This is a genomic window from Peptoniphilus koenoeneniae (genome assembly GCF_030812875.1).
Taxonomy (GTDB): domain Bacteria; phylum Bacillota; class Clostridia; order Tissierellales; family Peptoniphilaceae; genus Peptoniphilus_B; species Peptoniphilus_B koenoeneniae.
The window spans coordinates 96,415-119,652 of the sequence record NZ_JAUSTN010000005.1; the positions used below are offsets into that span (position 1 = coordinate 96,415).

Here is a 23,238-nt window from a genome sequence, read left to right on the forward strand (position 1 = left end):
TCTAATCCATAAAACTTTAATAAAGTTTTTTTTCTGATAAAATTATTTTAAGGGAGGTTTTATATGCTTCTTATAAAAAATATAAAAGTCCCCTTTGACAGAGATACCTCTGCCATCAAAGAGGCTATAGAAAAAACAATTCATAAAAAAATAAATTCTTTTAAAATTTACAAAAAATCCCTTGATGCAAGAAAGGGAATTTATTATGTATATCAAGTTTTAATTGATGAAAAAGTGGACGAAAAAATCAGAAAAAAATTAAAAAATAATATTTGCGACTTTTCAGAAGAAGAACTTATACTAAAAAATAAAAATAATATTAAAAAAGCCATAATAGTAGGAGCAGGTCCAGCAGGTCTTTTTTGTGCCTATGCTCTAGCTAAAACAAATGTAAAGGTAACAATTATTGAAAGAGGAGAAAAAATTGAAGACAGACTTAAAAGTATTGAAAAATTTTTAAAAACTCAAACTTTAAATGAAGAGTCCAACATTCAATTTGGTGAAGGCGGTGCCGGAACTTTTTCAGACGGAAAACTTACCAGCCGGTCTAAGGATAAGAGATCTCGTGAAATTTTTAAAATCTTAGTTGAAAATGGGGCTCCTGAAGAAATTTTATATGAGCAAATGCCCCACGTAGGAACAGACCTTTTAAGAAAGGTAATAATAAACATAAGAAAAAAAATAGAAAGTTTTGGTGGAGAATTTGTTTTTAAGGAAAAATTTGTGGACCTTAACATAAAAGATGGAAAAATAATTTCTCTTATTACAGACAAAAATTCTTACTCTGCTGATGAATATATCCTTGCTTTGGGCAATTCCGCAAGAGATACTTTTTTTATGCTTAATAAATATATTGATCTTAGTCAAAAACCCTTTGCTGTCGGCTTTAGAATTGAACATTTACAAAAAGATATAAATTTATGTCAGTATAAAATTGCAGATGAAAGACTTCCCCAGGCAAGCTATCAGTTAAATTATTTTAACAAAGAAAAAAATATTTCTGTCTACACTTTTTGCATGTGCCCTGGTGGATATGTAATTGCAGCTTCCAGTGAAAAAAATAGACTTTGTGTAAATGGAATGAGTTTTCACAAAAGAGATGGTCAAAATGCAAACTCAGCTATTGTAATGGCAATAGGGGAAAATGTCTTAGGAAAAGATAATCTTTCAGGAATTAAATTTCAAAGGGAAATGGAAGAAAAAGCTTTTAAATTAGGTGGCGAAAATTTTTTTGCTCCTGTTCAAAAACTTTCAGATTTTTTTGAAAATAGGGTAAGCGAAAATTTAGGCAAGATTAAACCCTCTTATGAGCCTGGATATAAATTTGCAAACTTAAATGAAATTTATCCCCAAATAATAAATGATTCAATAAAAATAGCCCTTAGAGAATTTGATAAAAAAATACCCGGTTTTGCTGACGGAGATGTAATTTTAACAGGAATTGAAACAAGAACTTCTTGTCCCATAAGAATTGACAGAGAAAATTATTCAACTTTAAAATTTAAAAATTTAAGACCTATTGGAGAAGGGTCTGGATATTCGGGAGGAATTATTTCTTCTGCTTTAGACGGACTTAAATGTGCAATACAAATCCTTGAAGATTAAAAAAAAGCTTAACTTTAAAAGTTAAGCTTTTTATTTTACAAATACACATAGCCAAAGAGTTGTTTCTTCTTTCGATGTATAAGAAACTCTATGCTTTTGTCCTTTTTTTATGAAAAAACTCTCTCCCGGATTAAGTTCAAGGGAAAAATCTTCAAACTCTAATATTCCCTTTCCCTTAATAACAAGGACCCATTCATCTTCATCTTGTATCATCCAGTCACTTGTTTGTCCGTAGGATAAAATTCTTTCTATTCTTAAATTTTTCTCTCTACATAAAATATCTATAAGTTCATTTTCTCTTTTTTCTTCTTTAAAATCAAAAATATTCATCTTAATTTTTTCCCACCATCATCTCATAAAGGTGACTGTAGAATGGTTTTGAATGTAGACTTTCCGCAAGAGTATAGGAAAGCATGGCAACTATTGCTACTGCTAAAAGATAGTCAAAAGAGCCTCCTGTCATTTCAAGAATTAAAACTATTCCTGTTAAAGGAGCTCTTACTATAGATGAAAATTGTCCGCACATACCTAAGATTGAAAAAGTAAGAATTAAATCCGGTGTGATTATTCCCGCACCTGCAAGGATTGAGCCATAAATATTTCCAACTAAAGAACCCATAGCAAGAAGAGGAACCAAACTTCCTCCAGGACAACCTACGGCAAAGATGATGGCAAGTAAGAATAATTTCATAAAATAGTAATAAATTAATCTTAAAGGCTCAGCATTTTGACTTAGGGGATAAAAAATAAAATGTTCTCCCGATCCAAATAAATTTATATCCATAAGTAAAAAAATTGCAGTTACTAAAAAAGGAATCACAAATTTTACAAAGGGATTAATTTTGATTTTTTCACCATATTTTTTACTGCCTATAATTACCTTATTATACAAAACTCCCGAAAGACCAGTTAAAAGTCCAAGAAAAAATATATGGCTGTAAGCTGAAAGTCCAAGAGCTTTTATCTTTGGAATATTTTCAAGAGTAGGATGATTTCCAAGTAACATATTTGAAATTATTATTGCAGAAAAAACTGTAACTGAAGAACTTAAAAAAATCTTTCTATTTGTTTTTTTATAAATTTCTTCAACGGCAAACATAATACCTGAAAGTGGAGCGTTAAAGGCAACGGCAAAACCCGCTCCTGATGAAGCCCCAACAAAAACTCTTCTCTCCTCAACTGACTTACCTATTTGGTGAACAGCTTGACCTACAAGACCTCCCATTTGCACTGAAGGGCCCTCTCTTCCTAAAGTTAAACCAGAACCAACTGTAACTATACTGGTGAAAAATTTCATAGGTAAAGTTTTTTTCCAGTCTACATTGAATTTCTTATCAAGTACACCGAATATTATAGGTATTCCCGATCCTTTTATATTGGGATCAACTTTTGTAAAAAAATAAATTATACTTGCCATTATGAAAAAGGCTGAAATAAAAATTATTTTTCCCATGGGACTAGAGCCATAATTTTTTAAAAACCCTGTAACAAGTTTTGCAAACTTATCAATGCCCACCTTATAAAAAGTTATAACGAGGCCTGTGCAAATACCTGTAAGAAAAAACAAAAATAAAGAATTAAAATTAATCTGCACCCATCTTAGTTCTTCGTTCTTTAATTGTTTCAAAATTTACATCTCCTTTAAATATATCGTTTCTATTATAACAAATAATTTTTATTGGAGAAAATTTTTATGCAGTTTCCTTTCCATTATAAAATATCAAATCGTAAAACTTCCTTAAAAGACTTACTGAAACAAGTGCTACAAAAGTTGGAAGAAGCCATGAAAGACCTTCTGCTGCTAAGGGAAGGGATTTTTCCAAGTCTGTAAATAGGGGAAGACTTACTTTAAAAGTCTTATCAAGCATTTGTATAAAAGGAAGACTTACGGAAAAAAATGCAGCTACTAAATAACTTGCTCTCGTGTAATTTGCATAGTCGTGGCTTATACCCATAACAATTAAAACAAGGGCAACAGGATAAATTAAGATTAAAATAGGCACTGAAAATGCAAGTAAGTTATTTAATCCGAAATTTGCCACAACAAAGGAGAAAAAGGTCCAAATTAAAACCCAAGCCCTATAAGACAATTTTTCCTTAAATAAATGGTGGAAATATTCTCCTCCACTGGTAATAAGTCCTACACAAGTTGTTAAACAAGCAAGAGTAAATATTCCTGCAAGTAAAAATAAACCAAAATCTCCATAAGCAAGTTTAATTGCCTTAGTAAGAACCACTGCTCCATTTTCAGATCCTGCAAACATTCCTGATGTTAACATACCTATTGAGCTTAACATTGCATAAACTATAAATAATACAAGGCCAGCTAAAACTCCAGCTTTTATTGTATATTTTGTAACTTGATTTTTATCTTCAACTCCAAATCTCCTAATAGCAAGAGCTATTACATATCCAAAATTTAAAGCAGCAACGGCATCCATTGTGTCATAGCCTGAAAGAAATCCCTTAACTAAGGGTGATGATTCATAATCTCCAACAGGACCGCTTATATTCTTGCCTACAAAAACAATTTTCACAAACATTAAAAAAATCATAATTAAAAGGGCAGGAGTTAAATATTTTCCAACTCTTTTTACAAGTTCATTAGGCTTAAGGCAAATTAAAAGGGCAACTAAGAAAAATACAAAGGTATAAATAAGCCTTGCAAGATTTATATTAAAACCTTGAGGAATATAAGGAGCTATTGCCATTTCAAAAGGAACACTTCCCGCTCTTGGTATACCTAAGCCGGGCCCTATGGATATATAAATTGCTGTTGTAAAAACAATAGAAAAAACAGGTCCCACTCTATTTGCCAAGTTTGAAAGGCCGTCCGTTTTACCAACTACTATAGCTCCTATAACGGGAAAAACAACCGCCGTTACAGCAAAACTTAAAAGAGCAGTGAAAGTGTAAGAACCCGCTTGATTTCCTAAAAGGGGCGGAAAAATTAAATTGCCGGCTCCGAAAAACAGACCAAACAACATAATGCTTAATTGTAAAAACTCACTTCTTGTTAATTTTTTCATTTTAAATCTCCTTTTTTTTGATTAATTTAAATTTTATGCAATAAAAAAATCCTTTGTCTTATAGACAAAGGACGAAATTTTCCGCGTTACCACCTTTTATTCTTATTAAAATAATAAGCTCTCAAGCATCAATCAATGCCGGGTATAGATAACGCCTACCAAAGCGTCAAATCTTACTATTTTCAGACTTGCAAAAGAAAAATGATTTTCGAATCCACTTTAACTGTGAGCTTTCACCAACCGCTCACTCTCTGTAAGTTTCCATAGACCTACTCGTTTTTTCAAATTTTTATTATAAAATTTAAACTATTGTGAGAATAATAATATAATTTTTCTCTCCTGTCAAATAGAATTTAAAAATTTTTTTGTAAAAACTTTTTATAAGACAAATCAATTAAAAAGGCTCCTAAAGGCGCTGTAATTATTATTCCAAGAACAGCCATAGATAATATTGCCATACCACTTTTAAGACCCGCTCCTAAGGCTACAGAGCCTATAGCAGCCTGAACTGTAGCCTTGGGTAGGTATGAAAAAATGCAAAACAATTTTTCTTTATTTTTTAATTTTCCTGGGTTTACTGAAATAAATACCCCAAGACTTCTAAAAATAAGACCTGCAAAAATTAATATAAGTCCCAATGGACCTATCTTTGTCATGTAGCTTATATCAACTTCAGCTCCCACAAGGACAAATAATAAAATTTCCGCAAAAATCCAAAGCTTTCCGAATTTTTGACCCAACCTTTCCACTACAAAATCATTGGACTTAATTCTTATAAGAGAAGCCATGGAAACCACAGCTAAAAGACCTGAAAAAGGAATTATATCCTTAAGTAAATCTTCTCCTGAACACAGGATAAAAGAAATTGCCAGAATAATAATAACCTTTACAGTATTTCTAATATATTCATCTTTTTCATATAAACTCTCAAAAAATAAATATAAAATATAACCGACTAATGCCCCTAATAAAATCCCAATGATAATAGAAAGAGGGACTTTAAATAGGCTCATTAAATTAGGATCTTGACCCTTTGCCATAGAAAAAAATGAGGAAAATAAAACCAAAACAAAAATATCATCACAGGAAGCCCCTGCTAAAATCATCTGAGGAATGGATTTTTTAACCCCATAGCCCTCCTCCATAAGTCTTACCATTCTTGGCACTACAATTGCGGGAGAAACAGCAGCCATAACCGCTCCAAGCATGGCCCCTTCAACTAAAGTCATAGATAAAAAAATCCTTGCAAAAATTACATAGGCTAAAATTTCAAAACTTGCCGGCAAAAAAGATAATAAAACAGCAGAAAGTCCAACTTTTTTTAAATCTTTTATATCAAGAGAAAGACCAGCCTTTATTAAAATTACAATTAAAGCCATCTTTCTAAGCTCCGGAGAAATTAAAAGAATTTTATTGTCCAATAAATTTAAAAAATGGGGTCCCAAAACTATGCCCGTAAAGAGCATTCCTATAATATTAGGTATTTTTAACTTTTTGCACACTTGTGCAAGGCCCATTCCAATTAATAATATTAAACCCAGGGATATTAACATAAAACCTCCTATAAAATAAAAAAAGCTGACTCTTCCGTTAAAATACAGAAGTCATCAGCTTATAGCAGTTCAGAAAAATCTTGGGAGAACTTCATTCCCAAAAAATATTATATTAAAAATAAAAATAAAAACAAGAAAATTTTTAAAATTTTATTTATAAGTTTCCCAAGTCCTTCCCCCGTCCTGGGACTTATATCTATTAATATTTCCATTAATATCTTTAAAAGTTAAATATATATTTCCCTTATGGTCAACCTTACCTTCAAAACTTGGACTTGTGTCCTCTAATTCTGAAATAAAAATAAGTTTTTCATCCTTAATTTTTACAAAAAACCAATGAGTCCTCGGCCCTGCATGGTCAACTTCCAATAGGGCAAAATCAGAATTTTCAATTTTCTTAGAATCTTTAAAAGAAAATTTATCCACAATTTTTTGCTTGTTTTTATAATCCTCTTCCTCATTTTCTTTTAAAGGTTCTTCTGCTACATCGTCATCAGCTATTTCTGGTTCTGCTTCTTTTTCTTTGCCTGTATCAACCTTTTCTTTTGGTGTTTTATTTTTAATATCTGGTTTACCTTTTTCTTTAATAATTTTTAAAATATCCCTTGCCCCTTCATCTTTTATATCATTTAAATCAGAAAAAATCTTTTCAATTTCCTTTTCATTTAACTTATCCATAGTAAAAAATTTTTTCTTATATATCTCATAATAAGGATCAAGCCAACCTTCATTTACATAATAGTATTTTTGATTCTCAAATAAAAAAGGATTATTATCCTTGACGGCAAAAATACTTAATATTGCCATAATATACAGCCAGAGGAAGGCTAAAATTACAATTAAAATAAAAAATAATATTTTTAAAAACTCTTTATTTTTAAGCTTAAATAAATTTATTACAAAAAATATTTGGCAAGAGATAAAACTTATAAAATTAAAAATTATTATAGAGTTGTTTAAAATTGGGATAAAATAAATTTTTTCAATAAAGAAAAATAAAAAATATGTGAAAACAAAAGAAAAAAAGTAAATTATTAAAGATAAAATAAATTTTTTATTTTTTAAGCTCATCTTACATCTCTTTTTAATTATAGTATTTATTAAAATATCTTTTCCCTTTAAACATATTGCCTATCATTTTATTTCCCAAATTAAAGTAACTGTATCTTCCATATCAATGTCGTCAGGTTCAATTTCAAAGTTATATGATGCTTCATAAATTAAATTTTTAGACATAAGGGACTTGTTCATAGGCTCTGAAAACATCTTTATTTCTCCCCAAGAATAATCAATAGAAATTAAATTTCCTAAAAAAAGCCCACTAGCTTCAACTAATATTTCAGCTTTTCTCTTAGAATCTTCTACAGCCTTAGCAAGTAATTGATTTTTTGCCGCTTCCGTATCTTTTACAGTATATTTTATAGAAAATTCAACATTTACATGGCTTTTCGCAAGTGCAGTCAATACTTTAGACAATTTTTTATTGTCACTAGGAAATTGAATATATAAGAAGTGAGTGTATTTATAACCTAAAAATCTTCTTCTGTAATTATTTTCCTTATCATGATAGCCCTCATATTCTGAATCAATTGAAAAGCTCGTGGTTTTAAGATTCTTGGAATCAAGGCCTGCGCTTTCAACTGTATTTCTTAAATCTTGCATATCACTTGCAGATTGTGTTAGGGCTCCTTCATAATTTGGGCTTAAGTATGTAGCTTCCATATTAATTCTAATAGTATCCGGCTTAACAGATAATTTTCCAATTCCTTTAACTCTAATTGTTCTTTCCATAAATTAAGTCCCCCTTTTTATAATTTATATATTTTCTATTTTTATTTTATAATAATAAAGATTTTTTGTAAAAATACCTTATATATTTAATTTACATTTTTTTAATTCTTATTGGTAAATTTCCCTTAAGACTTTTATTTTAATTCATTATTTTTTAACTTATTTTGATATAATAAATAAAAATAGAATTGTTTTAAAAGGGTAATTTTTTACCCTAATAAATTTTAGATTAAATGAAAGGAGATTAATATGTACCGCAAAGAAATTTTCACCTATTGCCTGTCCATAGTTTTTGTCCTTATGGCAGCTCTATTACATATTTTGGAATACTTTCATTTGCTTAACTTTTCTGTCAATGTTCCGGTCTTCGCTTTATATACTTACGTAATTCTCTTTTGGAAACGTAACATGGAAAACAGAATTTTGAGAACTTCTTCTATAACCCGCATTAGGAGTATCAGTTTTCTGCTTATTGGCTACCTGGCCACGAGAACTTTAAAGTACGAAATATTAATTAACAATCCTGTGGCTATGAATCATGTTAGAAACTTTTACTATTTTTTCTCTCTAAATATAGTTCACCTTGTATTTTTTACATGTCTTTTAATTGCAAAATCTGAAAGAGAGCCTATAAATAAGTGGTGGAATCTTTTATGGATCCCCACAGAAACATTTATTTTACTTATTTTGACCAATGATTTTCATAACTTAGCTTTCACATCAACTCAAAACGGCATAAGTCAATATGGCCCCCTTTTTTACATAATACTTATTTATATAAGCATCTTAGGAGTCGGCTCTGTAATTCTTACGTTTAGACCAGCTTTAAGCACAACAAGCTTAAAAAGTATATTGATTCCTAATTTAATTTTAATTATTTGGGCAATTTATACTTTTCTATACATCAGTGATTGGAAATACTTTTACTTTATTAAAATCTCTTTTAAAAGTGCAGAGTTTAATATATTAATTGTCATTTTATTTATTGAATCTTTAGTGTTTACAAGACTATTGCCTTCAAACAGGGGCTATGACCGTTTTTTAAAGCTGTCCTCTCTAAATATAGGCATAATGAACTTGGATGAAAAAATTGTTTTTTCTCCCAAGGAAGGTCCCAAGGTTAGCCCATCCCTAATAAAAAAAGCCTTGGGAAACCCCAGCCTTATTAATAAGGATACTCTTCTTGAAAGTGCCACAATTAATGGTGGCATAGCATTTTGGTTTATCAACTTAAAAGAACTTAATTCTCTTAAAAGAAAACTTTTTGCTTTAAACGAGAATTTAATGAATGAAAATGACCTTCTTATTGCAGACAATAAACTTAAAGAAAATATGGCGAAACTTGAAGAGCAAAATGAAATAAGGTCTTACATTGACAAAAAACTAAATCCTCAATTTAACCATCTTAAAAAAATAATAGAACATCTGCCAGAAAATGAATTTGAATTTGAAAAAGCTCTAAAGAATGCCTCTATCTTTAACGTTTATATCAAAAGATATTCAAATTTGTTTTTGCTTTCAAAAAATAAAAAAATCTTCCCCTCTCTGAAGTTCGCCTTGCTTTCTGGGAATCTTTAGATTATTTAAAGTTAAAAGGTGTTGAAGTTTTTTTTGATTGGCAGGTAGAAGATAGCTTAGATGCACAAAGCTGTCTTTATATTTACGAAATCTTTCAAAATATTTTAGAACTTCATCTTAATTTTCTCTATTCCATATCTTTACTGTTTGAAAAAAATGAGACTGATTTGGAGCTTATAATTCGTATAAATTCTTCTAAATTGTTCTCTATAGAAAAACTTATTAAAAAAATAGAATCAGAATCTAAAATTTCAGTCTTTGAAAATTTGGAAAAGGAAAATCCCTACTGGATTATTAAAATTAAAGGGGTGATTGAATGACTTTACTTAGTTTAAACAACTTTTATCTTTCAGTTATCTTTATCATAAGTCTTTTGCTTCTAACCGTTAGCATAGAAGTTGCCGTAGAAAGGTCTGACATTAAAATAAAATCCTATAGCTTTTTATACAGTCTTCTGCTTTCCTTGGCAAGTCTTTTACCTGCACAAACCTTAGCAGAAATCGGTAGTGGAAAAATCTTTATAGCTAAGATTTTTTTAAACTCCAGTATATATGGCTTTATTTTTTATATTTTATGTGTTTTTTTCCTGGAAATTTTCTTTATTAAAAAAATTTTAAACGATAGAAAGAAACAAATAGGAAAAAACTCCATAAAAGAAAGTATGGATAATCTTCCTGACGGAATATGCTTTTCTAAATTAGATGGAACACCTCTTTTGGTCAACAGAAAAATGCAAGAAATAAGCTACCAAGTTTTCGGCAAAAGACTTGTCAATGATCTTGCCTGTGAAAAAGCCGTAAGAGAGAAAAAAATTAAAGCCCAAGCAAGTGTTTTACAAGACAATCCCATAATTATTGAAAGCGACAATAAAATTTGGCTCATAGAAATTGTTTATCATAACTTAGTTAGAGAAACCTTAGCCTATGATATAAGCCTTGAATGGGACTTGTTAGAAAAGATCAAAAATAAAAACATGGAGATTAAAGCCTCCAATCTTCGCCTTAAAGATTATCAAAAAAATGTTAGCCAATACACAAGGCAAAAAGAAATTTTGCAGGCAAAAATTAATATCCATGACAAAATTGGTCAATCTTTAATTTATTTTAAACACTACTTGGAAAAACCCAATAAAAATAAAGAAGATAGAAATAAATTAATCCAACTTTGGCAAGAAAGTCTTTTGATTTTAAAAGAAAAAAAAGATTCCACCTCAACTAAGTCTTCATGGGAAAAGCTAATCTCTACAGCCAAAGCCATAGATGTTGAAATCCATCTTAAAGGGCAACTTCCAAAATCAGAAGGAGACTTAAATATCCTGGTTGGCATAGTCCATGAAGCCTTAAACAATGCCATAAGACATGGAGAAGCAAAAAATGTTTGGATAAATTTGGAAGAAGACGACTCAAAAGTTTATTGTCAAATAATAAATGACGGCAAAGCTCCCCAACTGCCTCTTGAAGAAAAAGGCGGACTTAAAAATATTCGCCAACGCTTAAAAATTTACAATGGAGAAATGAAAATCTATACAGACCCAAATTTTAAACTGGATTTATCTTGGCTTAAAGGAGAAAATTATGACTTATAAAATAATGATTGTAGACGATCAATTTGTATCAAGAGAACTGTTTAAACTTTATATTGACAAATCTCCCAACTATCAAGTCGTACACTCTATAGACAGTGCTATGTTTGCAGACACCTATGCCTTAAATGGAGACATAGACCTGGTAATTATGGACATACTCATGCAAGACGGATCTAACGGTCTTGATGCAGCGGAAAAAATAAAAAGACTGAAACCAGACTTAAAAATAATAGCCGTAACAAGTATGCCTGAAGTTTCTTGGATGGAAAGAGCAAAAAAAATAGGAATTGAAAGTTTTTGGTATAAAGAAGTCTCCGAAAAAACAATCTTGGAAATTATTGAAAGAACTCTATGTGGAGAATCCATTTATCCTGAAGAAACACCAAAAGTTAAACTTGGACTTGTAGACTCAGCTGACCTAACCCCAAGAGAAATTCAAGTCCTTCGTCTTCTTACAACAGGAGTTGGTAATGAAGAAATTGCGAAAAGACTAAAAATTTCAGAAAATACAGTGAAAACTCACATAGGACACCTTTTAAATAAAACAGGCTTTAAAACTCGAACACAACTTGCAATACAAGCTCGCATTACAGGTTTTGTAATAGAGGATGATTGATTTTATAATTTTTTAAAAATTAAAATAATTTGAATAACTTAAAAAGGGCTATTGGAAAATATATTCCACTAAAGCCCTTTTTGTTTTAATTAACTCCAATTAATAATTTAAAATCGTCCTTAAGTGGATCGTACTCTAAAAGCAAAGTTCCAACGTCATTAATAAAATATTGTCCAACAAGCTCTGACAAGTCCTTATCTATAGGATTGTCCTTTCTCACGCTTACAAAATAACCTTGGTCACTTTCATCTAAAAACTTTACTGAATATTTCTTAACATCAGTAACATAAGCCTTGTCATCAATAATTTGAAGTTCTTTTAACCTTAGTAAAACTTCACTAGCTGCATTATTTTCATTAATGTATTTAGGCAAATTTGACTTTTCGTTAATATAGACTGCCCTTATATTTCCATCCCATTCTACAATCATTCCCAAAAGTTCAGCCACAGACCTTAAAGGAAGAAAAGTTCTGTTGTTTTTAATAATGGGGGGACAATCAAGTAAAGCCGGCCCTGCCATTTTTTTATTTGAAATCCAAGCCATATCATCACCAATTGCAAGATAAATATTACTGTCATCCCTCTCTATATTTATGCTTTTATTTTCCTTTTTGTAAGTTACTTTTGCCCCAAGATTTTCAGCCACTGCCCTAAGGGGAAGAAAAACTCTGGAATCTAAGATAAAGGGCTCTTGGTCTGATTTTATAAGCTCATCATTTGCATAAATTTTTACAGGTTTATAAGCTTTAAATCCGCTTAAAATAAAAGCTGAAGAGATTATAGATAAGACCATAAATTTTAAAATCATGTTTTTTTTCTTTAAATTTTTCATAATAGCACCCCTTTAAATTTTTCCCAAAAATTTTTTGCAAATGAAAGTCTCAATGCTTTTATATTTTTATAATACCTGCTTTTTTAATTTTCCTTTTAAAAATATGTAATTAATCCTTCATATCCTTATAATAGATTGTTTTTATTTTTTGCACATCACCCGAAAGGATGACATTTACATGTTTTTTTCAATTTTTTTGATCTTTCTATATATTTTTTTATTTAATTCGCCTTCGCCGCCGGACCAATAGCGGATATTTGCAACCAAATCAAAGATTTGGGCAAATAGTTGCATGAGACCTACCACGATTTTTTTTAAAAAATCGGGTTAGAGCTTCAAAATTGGTCCCTACATTGACTACATTGAATTTGTTTTATATTTTTTTTGCAAATAAAAAAGAGACCTCTTAAGTCTCTTTGGTAATTTTTTTATTTATGCTGCCGATTTTTCCATGTTGTAAAAGATGTCTCTGTATATTTGCATAATCTTGTTTAAGATTCCCTTTTCTCGCACTTCTTCTTTTACTACTAAATTATTTTTTCCTATTTCTTTTCCGTCTATGGAATAAATTATTGTTCCAACTTTTGTTCCTTCTTTTAAGGGGGCTTTCATGGTGTCAAGTTGGATTTTTTCTTGAACTTTTTCTTCTTTATCTAAAAGCAAGCTCATGGGCTTTTCTATATATACGTCATATTCTTTTTTCAGGGCGTTTTCTATTTGGATTTTTCCTTTTGAGTTTTCTTCTGCTCCTAATATTGTCCATGAATATTTTTTAAAGCCATTTTCCATTATTCTCTTTGCCAGGACAAATCTTTTAAAGTCGTTTGTTGAGCCTGTTACAATTCCTATAAGCCTTGTGTCTTCACTTTCTTTTTCTTTTCCCTTGTTAAGACCTGTTGCTATTAATACTCTGCCGGCGGCGTTGGTGTTTCCTGTTTTTAGTCCGTCTATTTGAGGAAGTATTCCGAGAAGGGGATTGGTGTTGTATTCTTTATAATTTCTTTGGGGATCTTCCAAGATTTTTATGCTCGAGTAGTTTAAAATTTCAGGATAGTCGTGGATTAAACTTCTTGCAAGGATAAACATTTCTCTTGTTGTCATCTTGTTATAGTCTTCTATGGTATAGTCTGTAAGCCCTGTTGGGTTTACCATGTGTGCGTTTGTAAGCCCAAGTTTTTTACATTTATCATTCATAAGGACTGCAAAGTTTTCAACTGAGCCTGCTACTTTTTTGCTTAGGGCTGTTATTGCATCATTCCCCGAAACTACCATGGTTGCATCTAAAAGTTCTCTTACGGTTTTTTGATCGTTTTCTTTTAATTTGTAGGTTGAACCTATAAGGACTGAGCTTTCATGATCTACGGTTACTAGGTCATCTAAGCTTAGGTTTCCTTCTTTTATTTTATCTAAAATTACATATACGCTTACAAGTTTCGATGTGGATGCCATGGGTCTTACTTCGTCTATGTTGTTATATTCCAAGATTTTTCCGCTCTTGTAGTCTCCAAGTAAAAAGGACTTTCCCAGATCTGAAGATGGAAGTTTTTCCAGCTCCATTATTTTGTTATATTCTTCAAAGGTGGCGTTTAAGGGTCCTTCTTTTGTGGGAACGAGTATTGGTTGATCTCTTACTGGTCCTTGATTTTCTTCTATGACTGTTTGATTGTTTTCTTTTTCCTTAGTCTGAGCTCCTTCTACAAGGGTTAGGTTAGTAAAAAGTAAAAGCCCTGCAAGGAAAAAAATAAGGGAAGTTTTCTTCATTATTTCTCCAATTTTTCTTCTACGGATTTGATTTTTTCGTGAAAATCTCTTTCTTTGTCTCTTCGGTCGTCGATTTTTATTACGGAATAAACTCTGTTCGCTCCTTTTTTAAATACAGATTCTTGCATAATTTCTATAGCTTTATATAGTGTAGAAAGTTCTTCTGCTGCTATTACTGTTCCCATGGGGTTTAATTCATATTGTATTCCTTCCATGTCTTTAATGCTGTCAAGAGCTCCTGCTACATATTTAGAACAACTTGTTCCTTGTCCTAGGGGTACAAGGGTAAGTTCACAAACTTTCATATTTCCTCCTTAAATTTTTAAATAATATAAAATTCTTTTTCTATTGTATAACTGATTTTTTTAAGACTCAAGTTAAGTAATTCTTAAATTTAAAATTTTTACTTTTTAAAGCTTATATCTAAGTCATTTAATTTATATTTTTCAATAATTCTTATGACTTTTTCTGCATATTTAGGGTCAGTTGCGTAGCCTGCAGCTTTTATTTCTCCTATGGCCTCCTTATAAGTTTTGGCTTGCAGGACTTTTTTATATCTCTTTTTACTTCCTATTAAATTTCCATAATCGTAAAAAGAATCTTTTTTGGATTTATATTTTCTGAAATTTTCCTTTTGCTTAACAGACTTGCCATTTATATATTCTTCCGTTTCCAAGGCTACTGTATCTTTTTTACCCTTTATGCCAAAATAATTATTATATTCAGAAGAAAGCTTACTTCTTCCGTAATTACTTTCAAGGGCGGATTGGGCAAGGGTTACTGATGGAAAAAGTCCATATTGGTTGGAAACTTCTATTGCTAAATCTTTTGTACTTTCTATGTATTCTTTTTTTATATCTATCTGATTTTTCTGAGCATTTTGTACAATTAAAAGAAATAAAAATATGGGAATTAACAAAAAACTCAAACAACCGATTTTTTTCTTCTTTTTTTTCGCCATAGGTCCTCCCTGCCCTTTATTTTATCAAAAATAGGTCATAAAATATATATAAGCTTTATAGTATAATGAATTAGAGGTGATTTTTTGAAGCCTGTTGACTTATCTTTTACTGGTTTTGAGTTTGATAATTGCAAAAATAAAAAGAAATATTCAATTTTCCACAAAGAATATCCTTTAATTCTTTCTCGAGATATGCTTATGGCAATAGAATATCTTCTTTGGTATGTTCCCAATATAAATTCCATTCAATCTTCAAAAAATGATATGGTGGAGTCCATAGATTTTGATGATTTTTCCTTTGATATTGTAATGGAAAATATGAATCTTAAAAAAGAAGATGTGGCTTTTTTAGACTATATAAATCCTTTAATTGTAAATTTTTATAGAGATGAGATTTGCACCAATTGTCAAAAAATAATTTTAACTCGCTATGAAAATGAATCCAAGACCAAAAGTCTTTTAAGGCACATTAGAAATGCCATTGCTCACGGATATTTTAATGTTGTGGATGGAATTTTAATAGGTTTTGATTTTAAAAATGAAAATTATAAAATTGACGACTGCACGGGAATTTTTAAAATCAGACCTGAAAATTTACTTAAAGCTTTAAAAATTTTAGATCTTGAGGTTACAGAAGAAAAACTTGCTTCCATTGCTCTTAAAAAAACTGGTTACGAAGTTGAAGGTTTTGAAGATGAAAATATCAAATTAGGCTTTGATTTTTGGGCTAAAAAAGGCAATAAAAGATACGCCGTTGAAGTTAAAAAATATCCAGAACATAAAACTTTGCCTCAAGATGCCATAGATAAATTAATAAAAGAATTTACAGGAACCTATGCAAAAAATGCAAAGCCTGTTTTATTTATAAACACATCTCTTATGACGGATAATGAAAAGAAAAAGTTAAGAAGAGAAAAAGTAATTTTGTTAGACATTAAAAATATTAAGAAAATGCTTAGAGGAATAGATATTTTAAAAGAAATTGAAAAACATGAATGATATATATTTTATGAAACTTACCTTAAGGCTGGCAAAAAAAGCCTACAGCCTTGGTGAAGTCCCTGTTGGAGCTATAGTAACCCTTGATAATAAAATTGTAGGTTACGGTTACAATTTAAAGGAAACTTTAAAAGATGCCACAGAGCATGCGGAAATACGGGCCTTAAAAATGGCGGCGAAAAATTTAAAAACTTACCACCTTGAAGGTGGACGCATGTACGTCAATTTAGAGCCCTGTTCCATGTGCGCCGGTGCTATGGTCCTATTTCGTATTAAAACTCTTGTAATAGGCTGTGACAGCCTCAGAATGGGTGCTGCTGGGTCTAATCTTAATATCTTAAATAGAGAAGGCTTAAATCATAAAGTCGAAGTTGTAAGAGGTGTTTTAAAGGACGAGTCCAACAGATTAATTTCAAATTTTTTTGAAGAAATGAGATTTTATAAAGAAAGGAATGGAAGATAATTTTTCGTGAGAATTTTTATTCCATTCCTTTTTATTTAATTGGATTTGCCGTCGGACCAATTTCAGATATTTGCTGTCGGTCCGTTTATGTCGCGTGGGAGAAAAAATAAATATTTGAATTAAAATTTATTTTACATTATTTAAGAAATCCTTTCATTTTAAACAAATTTATTTTCACCATAACCCTTGAAAATCTTGTAGGGACCGGTTTACCGGTCCGCGTGTATAATGTGAGAGAAAAAGCTTAACATTTTTTATAAATTATTTTTACGCTCTACGTGAAGCATTTATTTTAAAATTTTCAACATACCTTTTTTCATTTTTTTATTTTATTTCTATTGATTCGGCTGACGCCGTCGGACCAATAAATTGGTCCCTACATTTATTTGCGAAGATTTATTTTTGTGATTTGTAGGGACCGGTTTACCGGTCCGCGTGTGTCGGGTGAGAAAACAAAATCCACATTTGATTTAAAATTTATTTTTAAATCTACATTTTTATTTTTATTTTTTTTATGCAAATTAAAAAAGACCTTATAGGTTTTATTGCCATATAAGGTCTTTTTATTTTAAGTTTTAGATTTCTAATGAATTTTCCCAAAGTCCGTGAATGTTGCAATAGCTTAGTGCATAAACTAGACCTGATTTTTCAGTTTTTATGCATACATTTACTTCTGGTTTAGAACAAATTTCTTCTTCTCCGTGAGCGCTAAATGTATATGAGCCTACTTCTGTTGGAAATTTTGCTCCTTCCGGTTGGAAAAATACTTTTATCCAACCTATATGATGTTCAAGAGTATTAGGATGTTCTACTTCTTCTCCTACAAGTGCATGAATTTTTAAGCATCCTTCTGATTTTTCTGCATGAAGTGCAGGTACGTGTTTTTCGTTTTTCCAATCTCCTGATTGTACTGTTTGTGTTAATTTCATATATTTACCTCCCAAATTTTTAACCATTATATATTTACCCTTATGTTTTTTTATTATTCACTTTCTTGGTAAATTTTATTTTTTATTCTTAAATTAAAAAAACCGCAAGTTGTTTTGCGGCTTTATTTTTAAATTATTCAATTACATATACTTTTACATTTCTTCTTCCGAATCTGTTTGCTTGTGCGTTGGTGTTGTAGAATAAGTCTATTCTTTTACCTTTTATTGCACCGCCTGTATCTTCTGCTACTGCATATCCATAGGTTGGAAATCCGTCCATTGATTCAATGTAAAGTTTTGATCCTAGGGGTATTACTCTTGGGTCTACTGCTACGGCACCTACTCTTGCACGAGTACCCATGGCGGTTCTTGATCCTGCTGTTGGGTCATAGGCTGTTGCCTGCATTACATAAACTGCTTTTACTTTTTTGCCTTCAAGGCCCTTTGCTTGTGGTTTTTTTGTTCCCACTTCTTTTATTTCGTCAACGGGTTCTTGAATTATTTGACTTTTTACAACTTCAACTTTTGAAGGAACTCCATTAACGTATGTTGTTTCAATGGTGTTTCTTTGAAGTCCTTTTACGCCAATTTGTATGATGTTTACTTCTGATTCATATTTTTGATCATTTTTTTGTTCTTTGCTTTCAAAGTTTATTTCAACTTCTTCTTCTGTGCTTCTCTTTTCTATTCTGTCAACTTTAATTGTCATTCCTTGAGTTGCTTTTTCAGTAACTGAGGGATTTACTCTATCAAATTCATTTAGGTCTATTCCTAAATCTCTAAGTACATCGCCTACGCTCTCTCCTTGAGCTTCAGTTATAAGAGTTTTGTTTCCGTCTTTTATTATATATGACTTGGGAGAAATAATTTTTATTTCCATCTTGTCTACTATTTCTGTATCCAAGTCCGGATCAACTAATTCTCTATTTTTTAATTCAATTTTTTCAGTTTTTAAAAATTCTTCTACTGTTTTTGAATATGTTACTATATTTTTTTCTTGTCCATTAATGTTAAGCACGACATTTTTTCCGAGAGCTGTTGAAAAACCCATTGTCACAATTGCTATTACAAATAGGGACAAAAGGATAATTTTTCTAATTCTCCCGTTAATATTTCGTTCTTTCATAAAAAACCTCCAATTCTCATGAAATGTTACTATTTTGTAACTTTTCATAGTTTTGAGTATAATTTATAAAAGTTTAATTGTCAAATTTTTTGTAACTTTTTTGTTACACTTTAAAAGTTCAATAAAATACAGACTTAAATAAGTTTTAAAAAAAATAATTTTTTGAAATTTATTTTTTTTATCTTATCTAAGCCTGTTAAATAGCGATTTATTTTTTTATATTACAAGTTGATTAAATTTTTGTAAACTTTTGGGAAATTATGTCCGTGAAGTTTCTAATCATTTTTGCAGTAAAACCCCAGATTATTTCTTCTTTATAGTGGTAAAATTCCACTATTTCTCCATATCTTTTAAATTTATAATTTTCTCCATTGGGAATTAAATCGTAGGGAAAGCCCGGTTCTTTTGTAATTTTTATACTGGTTTTATAAGCATCGGGAGAATTTTCCAAGAAAAAACTTAGAGGAACTGTAAAAACATAAGACACTTCATCTTTATTTGCTTTTATCTTATAAAATTCTTCATCAATTAGACCTATAAAAGTGTAAATTATTTCCCTATTGGGATTTACTAAAAAATTTCCCTGGGCAAAAATTTTTATTTTATTTTTTTCTATTAAAAGTTCTTCGCAGGTTTCTCTTATTGCCGCCTCTTTTTCTTCTTCAAAGGCTTCAATCTTTCCTCCGGGAAAAGAAACTTCTCCTGGTTGTGTTCTTAATGAATCCGATCTTCTTTCAAAAAGAACGTGAATTTCTCCATCCACCAATATAAGGGGAATTAAAACCGCATATCTTTTTTTTACGTCCACTGGCAGCGGTTTGTGGTCTCTTAAAATCTCTATTATTTTTTCTAAATTTATTTTATTTAATTGATTCATTTAATTCTGATGTGCAGTGAGGGCATCTTGTTGCTTCAATGTTTATTTCACTCTTGCAGTAAGGGCAGATTTTACTTGTTACTTTTTCGTCTGTCGGTTTTTTTATTTTACTTTTAAATTTTGCAATTTGGCTTATTATAACAAATATTACAAAAGAAATTATTAAAAAGTTGACCACATTTTGAATGAAACTTCCATAAGCAAAGGTTGCAGTTGCTTCTTTTGCTGCTGCTAAATTGGGATAGTCCTTTCCATCAAGGGCATAAAACATTTGGCTGAAGTCATTTCCTCCTGTTAATTTTCCAAAAATAGGCATCATTATATCATTTACAAGAGATGTTACTATACTTCCGAAAGCGCCACCTATTATAACACCAATAGCCATGTCAACTACATTTCCCTTTGAAATGAAAGCTTTAAAGTCATTTACAAATTTTTTCATCTTTATCCTCCCTTTTTAATCTTTCAAGCCTTCTTCCATTTTTACGAGTTTTATATTATTTTTTTCTATAAGCTCAAGGGCATATTGATCAACCCTATAAGCATTTAAATAATATATTTCTTTTATACCCGCCTGTAAAAGTGCCTTTGTACAATTTAAACATGGAAAATGAGTTACATAACACTTGCAATTTTTAACTGATATACCTTCCTTGGCACAATATAAAAGGGCGTTCATCTCCGCATGAATTGTAGCTATACAGTGACCATCACGCATAGTATGTCCTATTTCATCACAAGAGGGATTGCCGGCTAAAGAACCATTATAGCCTGTGGATACAATTCTGTTGTCTGAATTTACAAGGACACATCCTACAAAGGCCCTGTCGCAAGTTGATCTTTTTGCCACAAGTTTTGTTATGTCCATAAAATATTGATCCCAAGATTTTCTCATATTGCCTCCTTTGCAAGTTTGTCAACATATTCATTAAGCTCAACTCCCTTATGGGATTTAACTTTAATAAAAACAACTTCCAAACTTTCTTTTATATTATCATAAAAAGCCTTATACTCCTTTGTAAGGCTTTTATTGGTCTGCCAATTTCCAAGGGCCCAGTCTTCTATACCCCTATAGTCATAGTGGATATAAATTTTATCTTTTTTAAGTTCTACTGCCCTTTCCATTGCAAGAATGGCTCCCTTTAATTCTCCTGCTACATTTCTAAAAGAAGCATCTTCATCGAAAAATCTTTTTGAATATTCTTCCTTAATTTTTCTATCTCTTAAATAAACTCCGTAGGAATAAGACTTATCCTCATCTCTATAAGAACCATCAACATAGGCAACCATTTCATTTTCCTTTAAATCTTCAAAAGTTTTTAAGGAAACATCTTCTTTTAAATTTTCATTGGAACTATTTATAAAAGCCTGAGCTTCTTCTAAAGTTTTAAACTTTTTATAAACTGCATTTTTAAATCCCATGACTTGTTCCTTGCACTGGTCCCAAGTTTTATAAATCCCTCTTTCTCTTCCCACTTTTACAGCGTAATACATTTTCCACCTCAAAAATATTATACCAAAAGACAAGAAATAAAAAAGGACGAGCTTTTTCTCGTCCTTGATTTTAATTTTATTTTGATTTTTACATCATACCTGGCATTCCTGCTCCACCCATAGGCATTTGTGGTGTGTCTTCTTTTATTATGCCTACTGCTGCTTCTGTTGTTAGGATCATTGATGATACGCTTGCTGCATTTTGAAGAGCTGAACGGGTAACTTTTGTAGGATCTACTATTCCTGCTTTTATCATGTCAACATATTGACCTTTAAGGGCATCATAGCCGAATCCTTTTTCAAGAGATTTTACTTTTTCTACTATTACTGAGCCTTCAAGTCCTGCGTTTTCTGCTATTTGTCTTAGAGGTTCTTCAAGGGCTCTTAAAATAATATTTACTCCTGTTTTTTCGTCCCCTTCTTTTTCTTCAAGTAATTTTTCAAGAGTTTCAATACAGTCTATAAGAACTGTTCCGCCTCCTGGCACAATTCCTTCTTCTACTGCTGCTCTTGTTGCTGAAAGGGCATCTTCTATTCTAAGTTTCTTTTCTTTTAGTTCAACTTCTGTTGCTGCACCTACGTGGATTACTGCAACTCCGCCTGATAATTTTGCAAGTCTTTCTTGTAATTTTTCCTTATCAAATTCAGAGTCCGTGCTTTCTATTTGAGATTTTATTTGGTTTATTCTTTCGTCAATGTCTTTTTTATCTCCTGCGCCGTTTACAATAACTGTAAGTTCTTTTTCAACTCTTACTTTTGAAGCTGTTCCCAACATATCTATTGTTGCATCTTTTAAGTCCATTGCAAGATCTGAAGAAATTACTGTTCCCTTTGTAAGAACTGCTATATCTTCAAGCATTGCCTTTCTTCTGTCCCCATAGCCTGGAGCTTTTACTCCTACTATGTTTAAAGTTCCTCTTAATTTATTTAATACAAGAGTTGCTAAGGCTTCTCCTTCAATATCATCTGCTATTACAAGAAGACTCTTTCCTGATTGAAGAACTTGTTCAAGTAAAGGAAGTAGGTCTTGAATGTTTGTAATTTTTTTATCTGTTATTAAGATGTAGGGTTCGTCAAGGGCTGCTACCATTTTTTCAGAATCAGTTACCATGTAAGGTGAAAGGTATCCTCTGTCAAATTGCATACCTTCTACTACTGCTAAGTCAGTTCCCATAGATTTTGATTCTTCTACTGTTATAACTCCGTCACGTCCTACTTTTTCCATAGCTTCTGCTATTAAATCGCCTATATTTTTATCTGCTGCTGAAACAGATGCTACTTGAGCTATGCTTTCTTTTGTTTCAATAGGTTTTGAAAAACCCTTTATTGTTTCTACAGTTGCATCTACTGCATCCTTAATTCCCTTTTGAAGAATCATCGGATTTGCTCCTGCTGCAAGGTTTCTCATTCCTTCTCTTATTATTCCTTGAGCAAGAAGAGTTGCTGTAGTTGTTCCGTCTCCTGCAACGTCATTTGTCTTTGTTGCAACTTCTTTTAAAAGTTGTGCTCCCATGTTTTCAAAGTTATCTTCAAGATCAATTTCTCTTGCTATACTTACACCATCATTTGTAATTAAAGGAGAGCCGAATTCTTTTCCTAAAATTACATTTCTTCCCTTGGGTCCAAGAGTAACTTTAACTGTATCTGCAAGTTTATTAATTCCTGAAATTAATCCATTTCTTGCGTCTTCTGCAAATTTAATTTCTTTTGCCATAAAAATTTACCTCCTTATTTTATAACTGCAAGTAAGTCTTGGTATTTTATTACTATATATTTTTCTTTTTCAAGTTCAACTTCAGTTCCTGCATATTTGGAAAATAAAACTTTATCTCCTACAGAAATTTGTCCCTTTGTCTTTTCGTCTTCTTCAACATCTTTACCTATTGCAATAATTTCAGCAATGTTTGTTTCTTCCTTTGCTGATGATGGCAATACTATTCCTGATGCTGTCTTTTCTTCTATTTCTATTTTTTTAATTACAACTTTTTCTCCTAAAGGTTTAAGTTCCATTTTATCCTCCTATAAAAATTTTTTACAAA

At 31.0% G+C, this 23,238-nt stretch carries 25 protein-coding genes, 1 riboswitch and 1 other annotated feature; of the genes, 7 read left to right on the forward strand and 18 right to left on the reverse strand.

Features of this window, described 5'->3' with window-relative positions:
- Positions 1 to 63 precede the first annotated feature (63 nt).
- Complete coding sequence (locus J2S72_RS05480) at positions 64 to 1,605, forward strand: NAD(P)/FAD-dependent oxidoreductase (protein WP_023056105.1); 1,542 nt, start codon at positions 64 to 66, stop codon at positions 1,603 to 1,605.
- 30 nt (positions 1,606 to 1,635) lie between these two features.
- On the opposite strand, the gene J2S72_RS05485 is transcribed toward J2S72_RS05480, so the two are convergent.
- From J2S72_RS05485 to J2S72_RS05510, 6 genes are all read right to left on the reverse strand, one after another.
- Complete coding sequence (locus tag J2S72_RS05485) at positions 1,636 to 1,935, reverse strand: cupin domain-containing protein (protein WP_023056111.1); 300 nt, start codon at positions 1,933 to 1,935, stop codon at positions 1,636 to 1,638.
- A 1-nt stretch (position 1,936) separates the two neighbouring features.
- Entirely contained in the window at positions 1,937 to 3,232 is a 1,296-nt protein-coding gene (locus J2S72_RS05490) for a ClC family H(+)/Cl(-) exchange transporter (RefSeq protein WP_307495130.1), read from the reverse strand.
- Between the two features lie 64 nt (positions 3,233 to 3,296).
- Positions 3,297 to 4,634 carry a branched-chain amino acid transport system II carrier protein gene (gene brnQ / locus J2S72_RS05495; RefSeq protein ID WP_023056072.1) on the reverse strand — a complete coding sequence of 446 codons (1,338 nt, stop codon included), beginning with the start codon at positions 4,632 to 4,634 and terminating at the stop codon, positions 3,297 to 3,299.
- 64 nt (positions 4,635 to 4,698) lie between these two features.
- Positions 4,699 to 4,928, reverse strand: a binding site (T-box leader).
- A gap of 59 nt (positions 4,929 to 4,987) precedes the next feature.
- Positions 4,988 to 6,187: a cation:proton antiporter gene (locus tag J2S72_RS05500; RefSeq protein WP_307495131.1), complete on the reverse strand. Its 1,200-nt coding sequence runs from the start codon at positions 6,185 to 6,187 to the stop codon at positions 4,988 to 4,990.
- 38 nt (positions 6,188 to 6,225) lie between these two features.
- Positions 6,226 to 6,295, reverse strand: a riboswitch (Fluoride riboswitch).
- Between the two features lie 42 nt (positions 6,296 to 6,337).
- Positions 6,338 to 6,994, reverse strand: coding sequence for a hypothetical protein (locus J2S72_RS05505; RefSeq protein WP_155803751.1), 657 nt, complete (start codon positions 6,992 to 6,994; stop codon positions 6,338 to 6,340).
- A 327-nt stretch (positions 6,995 to 7,321) separates the two neighbouring features.
- The gene (locus J2S72_RS05510; protein ID WP_023055998.1) at positions 7,322 to 7,978 is read right to left on the reverse strand and encodes an SIMPL domain-containing protein; all 657 of its coding nucleotides are present in this window, start codon (positions 7,976 to 7,978) and stop codon (positions 7,322 to 7,324) included.
- Positions 7,979 to 8,227: 249 nt separating this feature from the next.
- Here J2S72_RS05510 and J2S72_RS05515 point away from each other — a divergent pair, with 249 nt between their 5' ends.
- The 4 genes from J2S72_RS05515 (at position 8,228) to J2S72_RS05530 (ending at position 11,757) form a co-directional block, all read left to right on the forward strand.
- Positions 8,228 to 9,556: a hypothetical protein gene (locus tag J2S72_RS05515; RefSeq protein ID WP_162146346.1), complete on the forward strand. Its 1,329-nt coding sequence runs from the start codon at positions 8,228 to 8,230 to the stop codon at positions 9,554 to 9,556.
- A gap of 167 nt (positions 9,557 to 9,723) precedes the next feature.
- On the forward strand, positions 9,724 to 9,876 hold the full coding sequence (locus J2S72_RS05520) for a hypothetical protein (protein WP_023056121.1): 153 nt from the start codon (positions 9,724 to 9,726) through the stop codon (positions 9,874 to 9,876).
- Positions 9,873 to 11,141: a sensor histidine kinase gene (locus tag J2S72_RS05525; RefSeq protein ID WP_307495132.1), complete on the forward strand. Its 1,269-nt coding sequence runs from the start codon at positions 9,873 to 9,875 to the stop codon at positions 11,139 to 11,141. The genes J2S72_RS05520 and J2S72_RS05525 overlap by 4 nt, the downstream gene beginning before the upstream one ends.
- The gene (locus J2S72_RS05530; RefSeq protein ID WP_307495133.1) at positions 11,131 to 11,757 is read left to right on the forward strand and encodes a response regulator transcription factor; all 627 of its coding nucleotides are present in this window, start codon (positions 11,131 to 11,133) and stop codon (positions 11,755 to 11,757) included. The genes J2S72_RS05525 and J2S72_RS05530 overlap by 11 nt, the downstream gene beginning before the upstream one ends.
- 85 nt (positions 11,758 to 11,842) lie before the next feature.
- Here J2S72_RS05530 and J2S72_RS05535 read toward each other — a convergent pair whose 3' ends face one another.
- The 4 genes from J2S72_RS05535 to J2S72_RS05550 all read right to left on the reverse strand — a co-directional run bounded on the left by J2S72_RS05535 (position 11,843) and on the right by J2S72_RS05550 (position 15,311).
- Positions 11,843 to 12,589, reverse strand: coding sequence for a stalk domain-containing protein (locus J2S72_RS05535; RefSeq protein WP_307495134.1), 747 nt, complete (start codon positions 12,587 to 12,589; stop codon positions 11,843 to 11,845).
- 432 nt (positions 12,590 to 13,021) lie between these two features.
- On the reverse strand, positions 13,022 to 14,350 hold the full coding sequence (locus J2S72_RS05540) for a D-alanyl-D-alanine carboxypeptidase family protein (protein WP_307495135.1): 1,329 nt from the start codon (positions 14,348 to 14,350) through the stop codon (positions 13,022 to 13,024).
- Positions 14,350 to 14,655, reverse strand: coding sequence for an MTH1187 family thiamine-binding protein (locus J2S72_RS05545; protein ID WP_023056062.1), 306 nt, complete (start codon positions 14,653 to 14,655; stop codon positions 14,350 to 14,352). The genes J2S72_RS05540 and J2S72_RS05545 overlap by 1 nt, the downstream gene beginning before the upstream one ends.
- Positions 14,656 to 14,753: 98 nt before the next feature.
- Complete coding sequence (locus J2S72_RS05550; RefSeq protein ID WP_023056005.1) at positions 14,754 to 15,311, reverse strand: glycoside hydrolase family 73 protein; 558 nt, start codon at positions 15,309 to 15,311, stop codon at positions 14,754 to 14,756.
- Positions 15,312 to 15,395: 84 nt separating this feature from the next.
- Between J2S72_RS05550 and J2S72_RS05555 the strand changes: the two genes are divergently transcribed.
- Together J2S72_RS05555 and tadA are read left to right on the forward strand one after the other, a co-directional pair.
- Positions 15,396 to 16,310 carry a HEPN family nuclease gene (locus J2S72_RS05555; protein WP_307495136.1) on the forward strand — a complete coding sequence of 305 codons (915 nt, stop codon included), beginning with the start codon at positions 15,396 to 15,398 and terminating at the stop codon, positions 16,308 to 16,310.
- Positions 16,303 to 16,773: a tRNA adenosine(34) deaminase TadA gene (gene tadA / locus J2S72_RS05560; RefSeq protein WP_036739725.1), complete on the forward strand. Its 471-nt coding sequence runs from the start codon at positions 16,303 to 16,305 to the stop codon at positions 16,771 to 16,773. Before J2S72_RS05555 ends, tadA begins: the two co-directional genes overlap by 8 nt.
- 575 nt (positions 16,774 to 17,348) lie before the next feature.
- On the opposite strand, the gene J2S72_RS05565 is transcribed toward tadA, so the two are convergent.
- The 8 genes from J2S72_RS05565 to J2S72_RS05600 form a co-directional block, all read right to left on the reverse strand.
- The gene (locus J2S72_RS05565; RefSeq protein ID WP_307495138.1) at positions 17,349 to 17,702 is read right to left on the reverse strand and encodes a desulfoferrodoxin family protein; all 354 of its coding nucleotides are present in this window, start codon (positions 17,700 to 17,702) and stop codon (positions 17,349 to 17,351) included.
- A gap of 133 nt (positions 17,703 to 17,835) precedes the next feature.
- Entirely contained in the window at positions 17,836 to 18,828 is a 993-nt protein-coding gene (locus tag J2S72_RS05570) for a resuscitation-promoting factor (protein WP_023056018.1), read from the reverse strand.
- 232 nt (positions 18,829 to 19,060) lie between these two features.
- A complete protein-coding gene (locus tag J2S72_RS05575) occupies positions 19,061 to 19,705 on the reverse strand; it encodes an NUDIX hydrolase (protein WP_307495139.1) in 645 nt (214 codons plus the stop codon).
- A complete protein-coding gene (gene mscL / locus J2S72_RS05580) occupies positions 19,689 to 20,147 on the reverse strand; it encodes a large conductance mechanosensitive channel protein MscL (RefSeq protein WP_307495140.1) in 459 nt (152 codons plus the stop codon). The genes J2S72_RS05575 and mscL overlap by 17 nt, the downstream gene beginning before the upstream one ends.
- Before the next feature lie 15 nt (positions 20,148 to 20,162).
- Positions 20,163 to 20,600: a deoxycytidylate deaminase gene (locus J2S72_RS05585; protein WP_307495141.1), complete on the reverse strand. Its 438-nt coding sequence runs from the start codon at positions 20,598 to 20,600 to the stop codon at positions 20,163 to 20,165.
- Positions 20,597 to 21,199: a ribonuclease H1 domain-containing protein gene (locus tag J2S72_RS05590; protein WP_307495142.1), complete on the reverse strand. Its 603-nt coding sequence runs from the start codon at positions 21,197 to 21,199 to the stop codon at positions 20,597 to 20,599. The genes J2S72_RS05585 and J2S72_RS05590 overlap by 4 nt, the downstream gene beginning before the upstream one ends.
- 88 nt (positions 21,200 to 21,287) lie before the next feature.
- On the reverse strand, positions 21,288 to 22,913 hold the full coding sequence (gene groL / locus J2S72_RS05595; RefSeq protein ID WP_023056037.1) for a chaperonin GroEL: 1,626 nt from the start codon (positions 22,911 to 22,913) through the stop codon (positions 21,288 to 21,290).
- A 14-nt stretch (positions 22,914 to 22,927) separates the two neighbouring features.
- Positions 22,928 to 23,209 carry a co-chaperone GroES gene (locus J2S72_RS05600; protein ID WP_023056097.1) on the reverse strand — a complete coding sequence of 94 codons (282 nt, stop codon included), beginning with the start codon at positions 23,207 to 23,209 and terminating at the stop codon, positions 22,928 to 22,930.
- Positions 23,210 to 23,238: the final 29 nt, after the last annotated feature.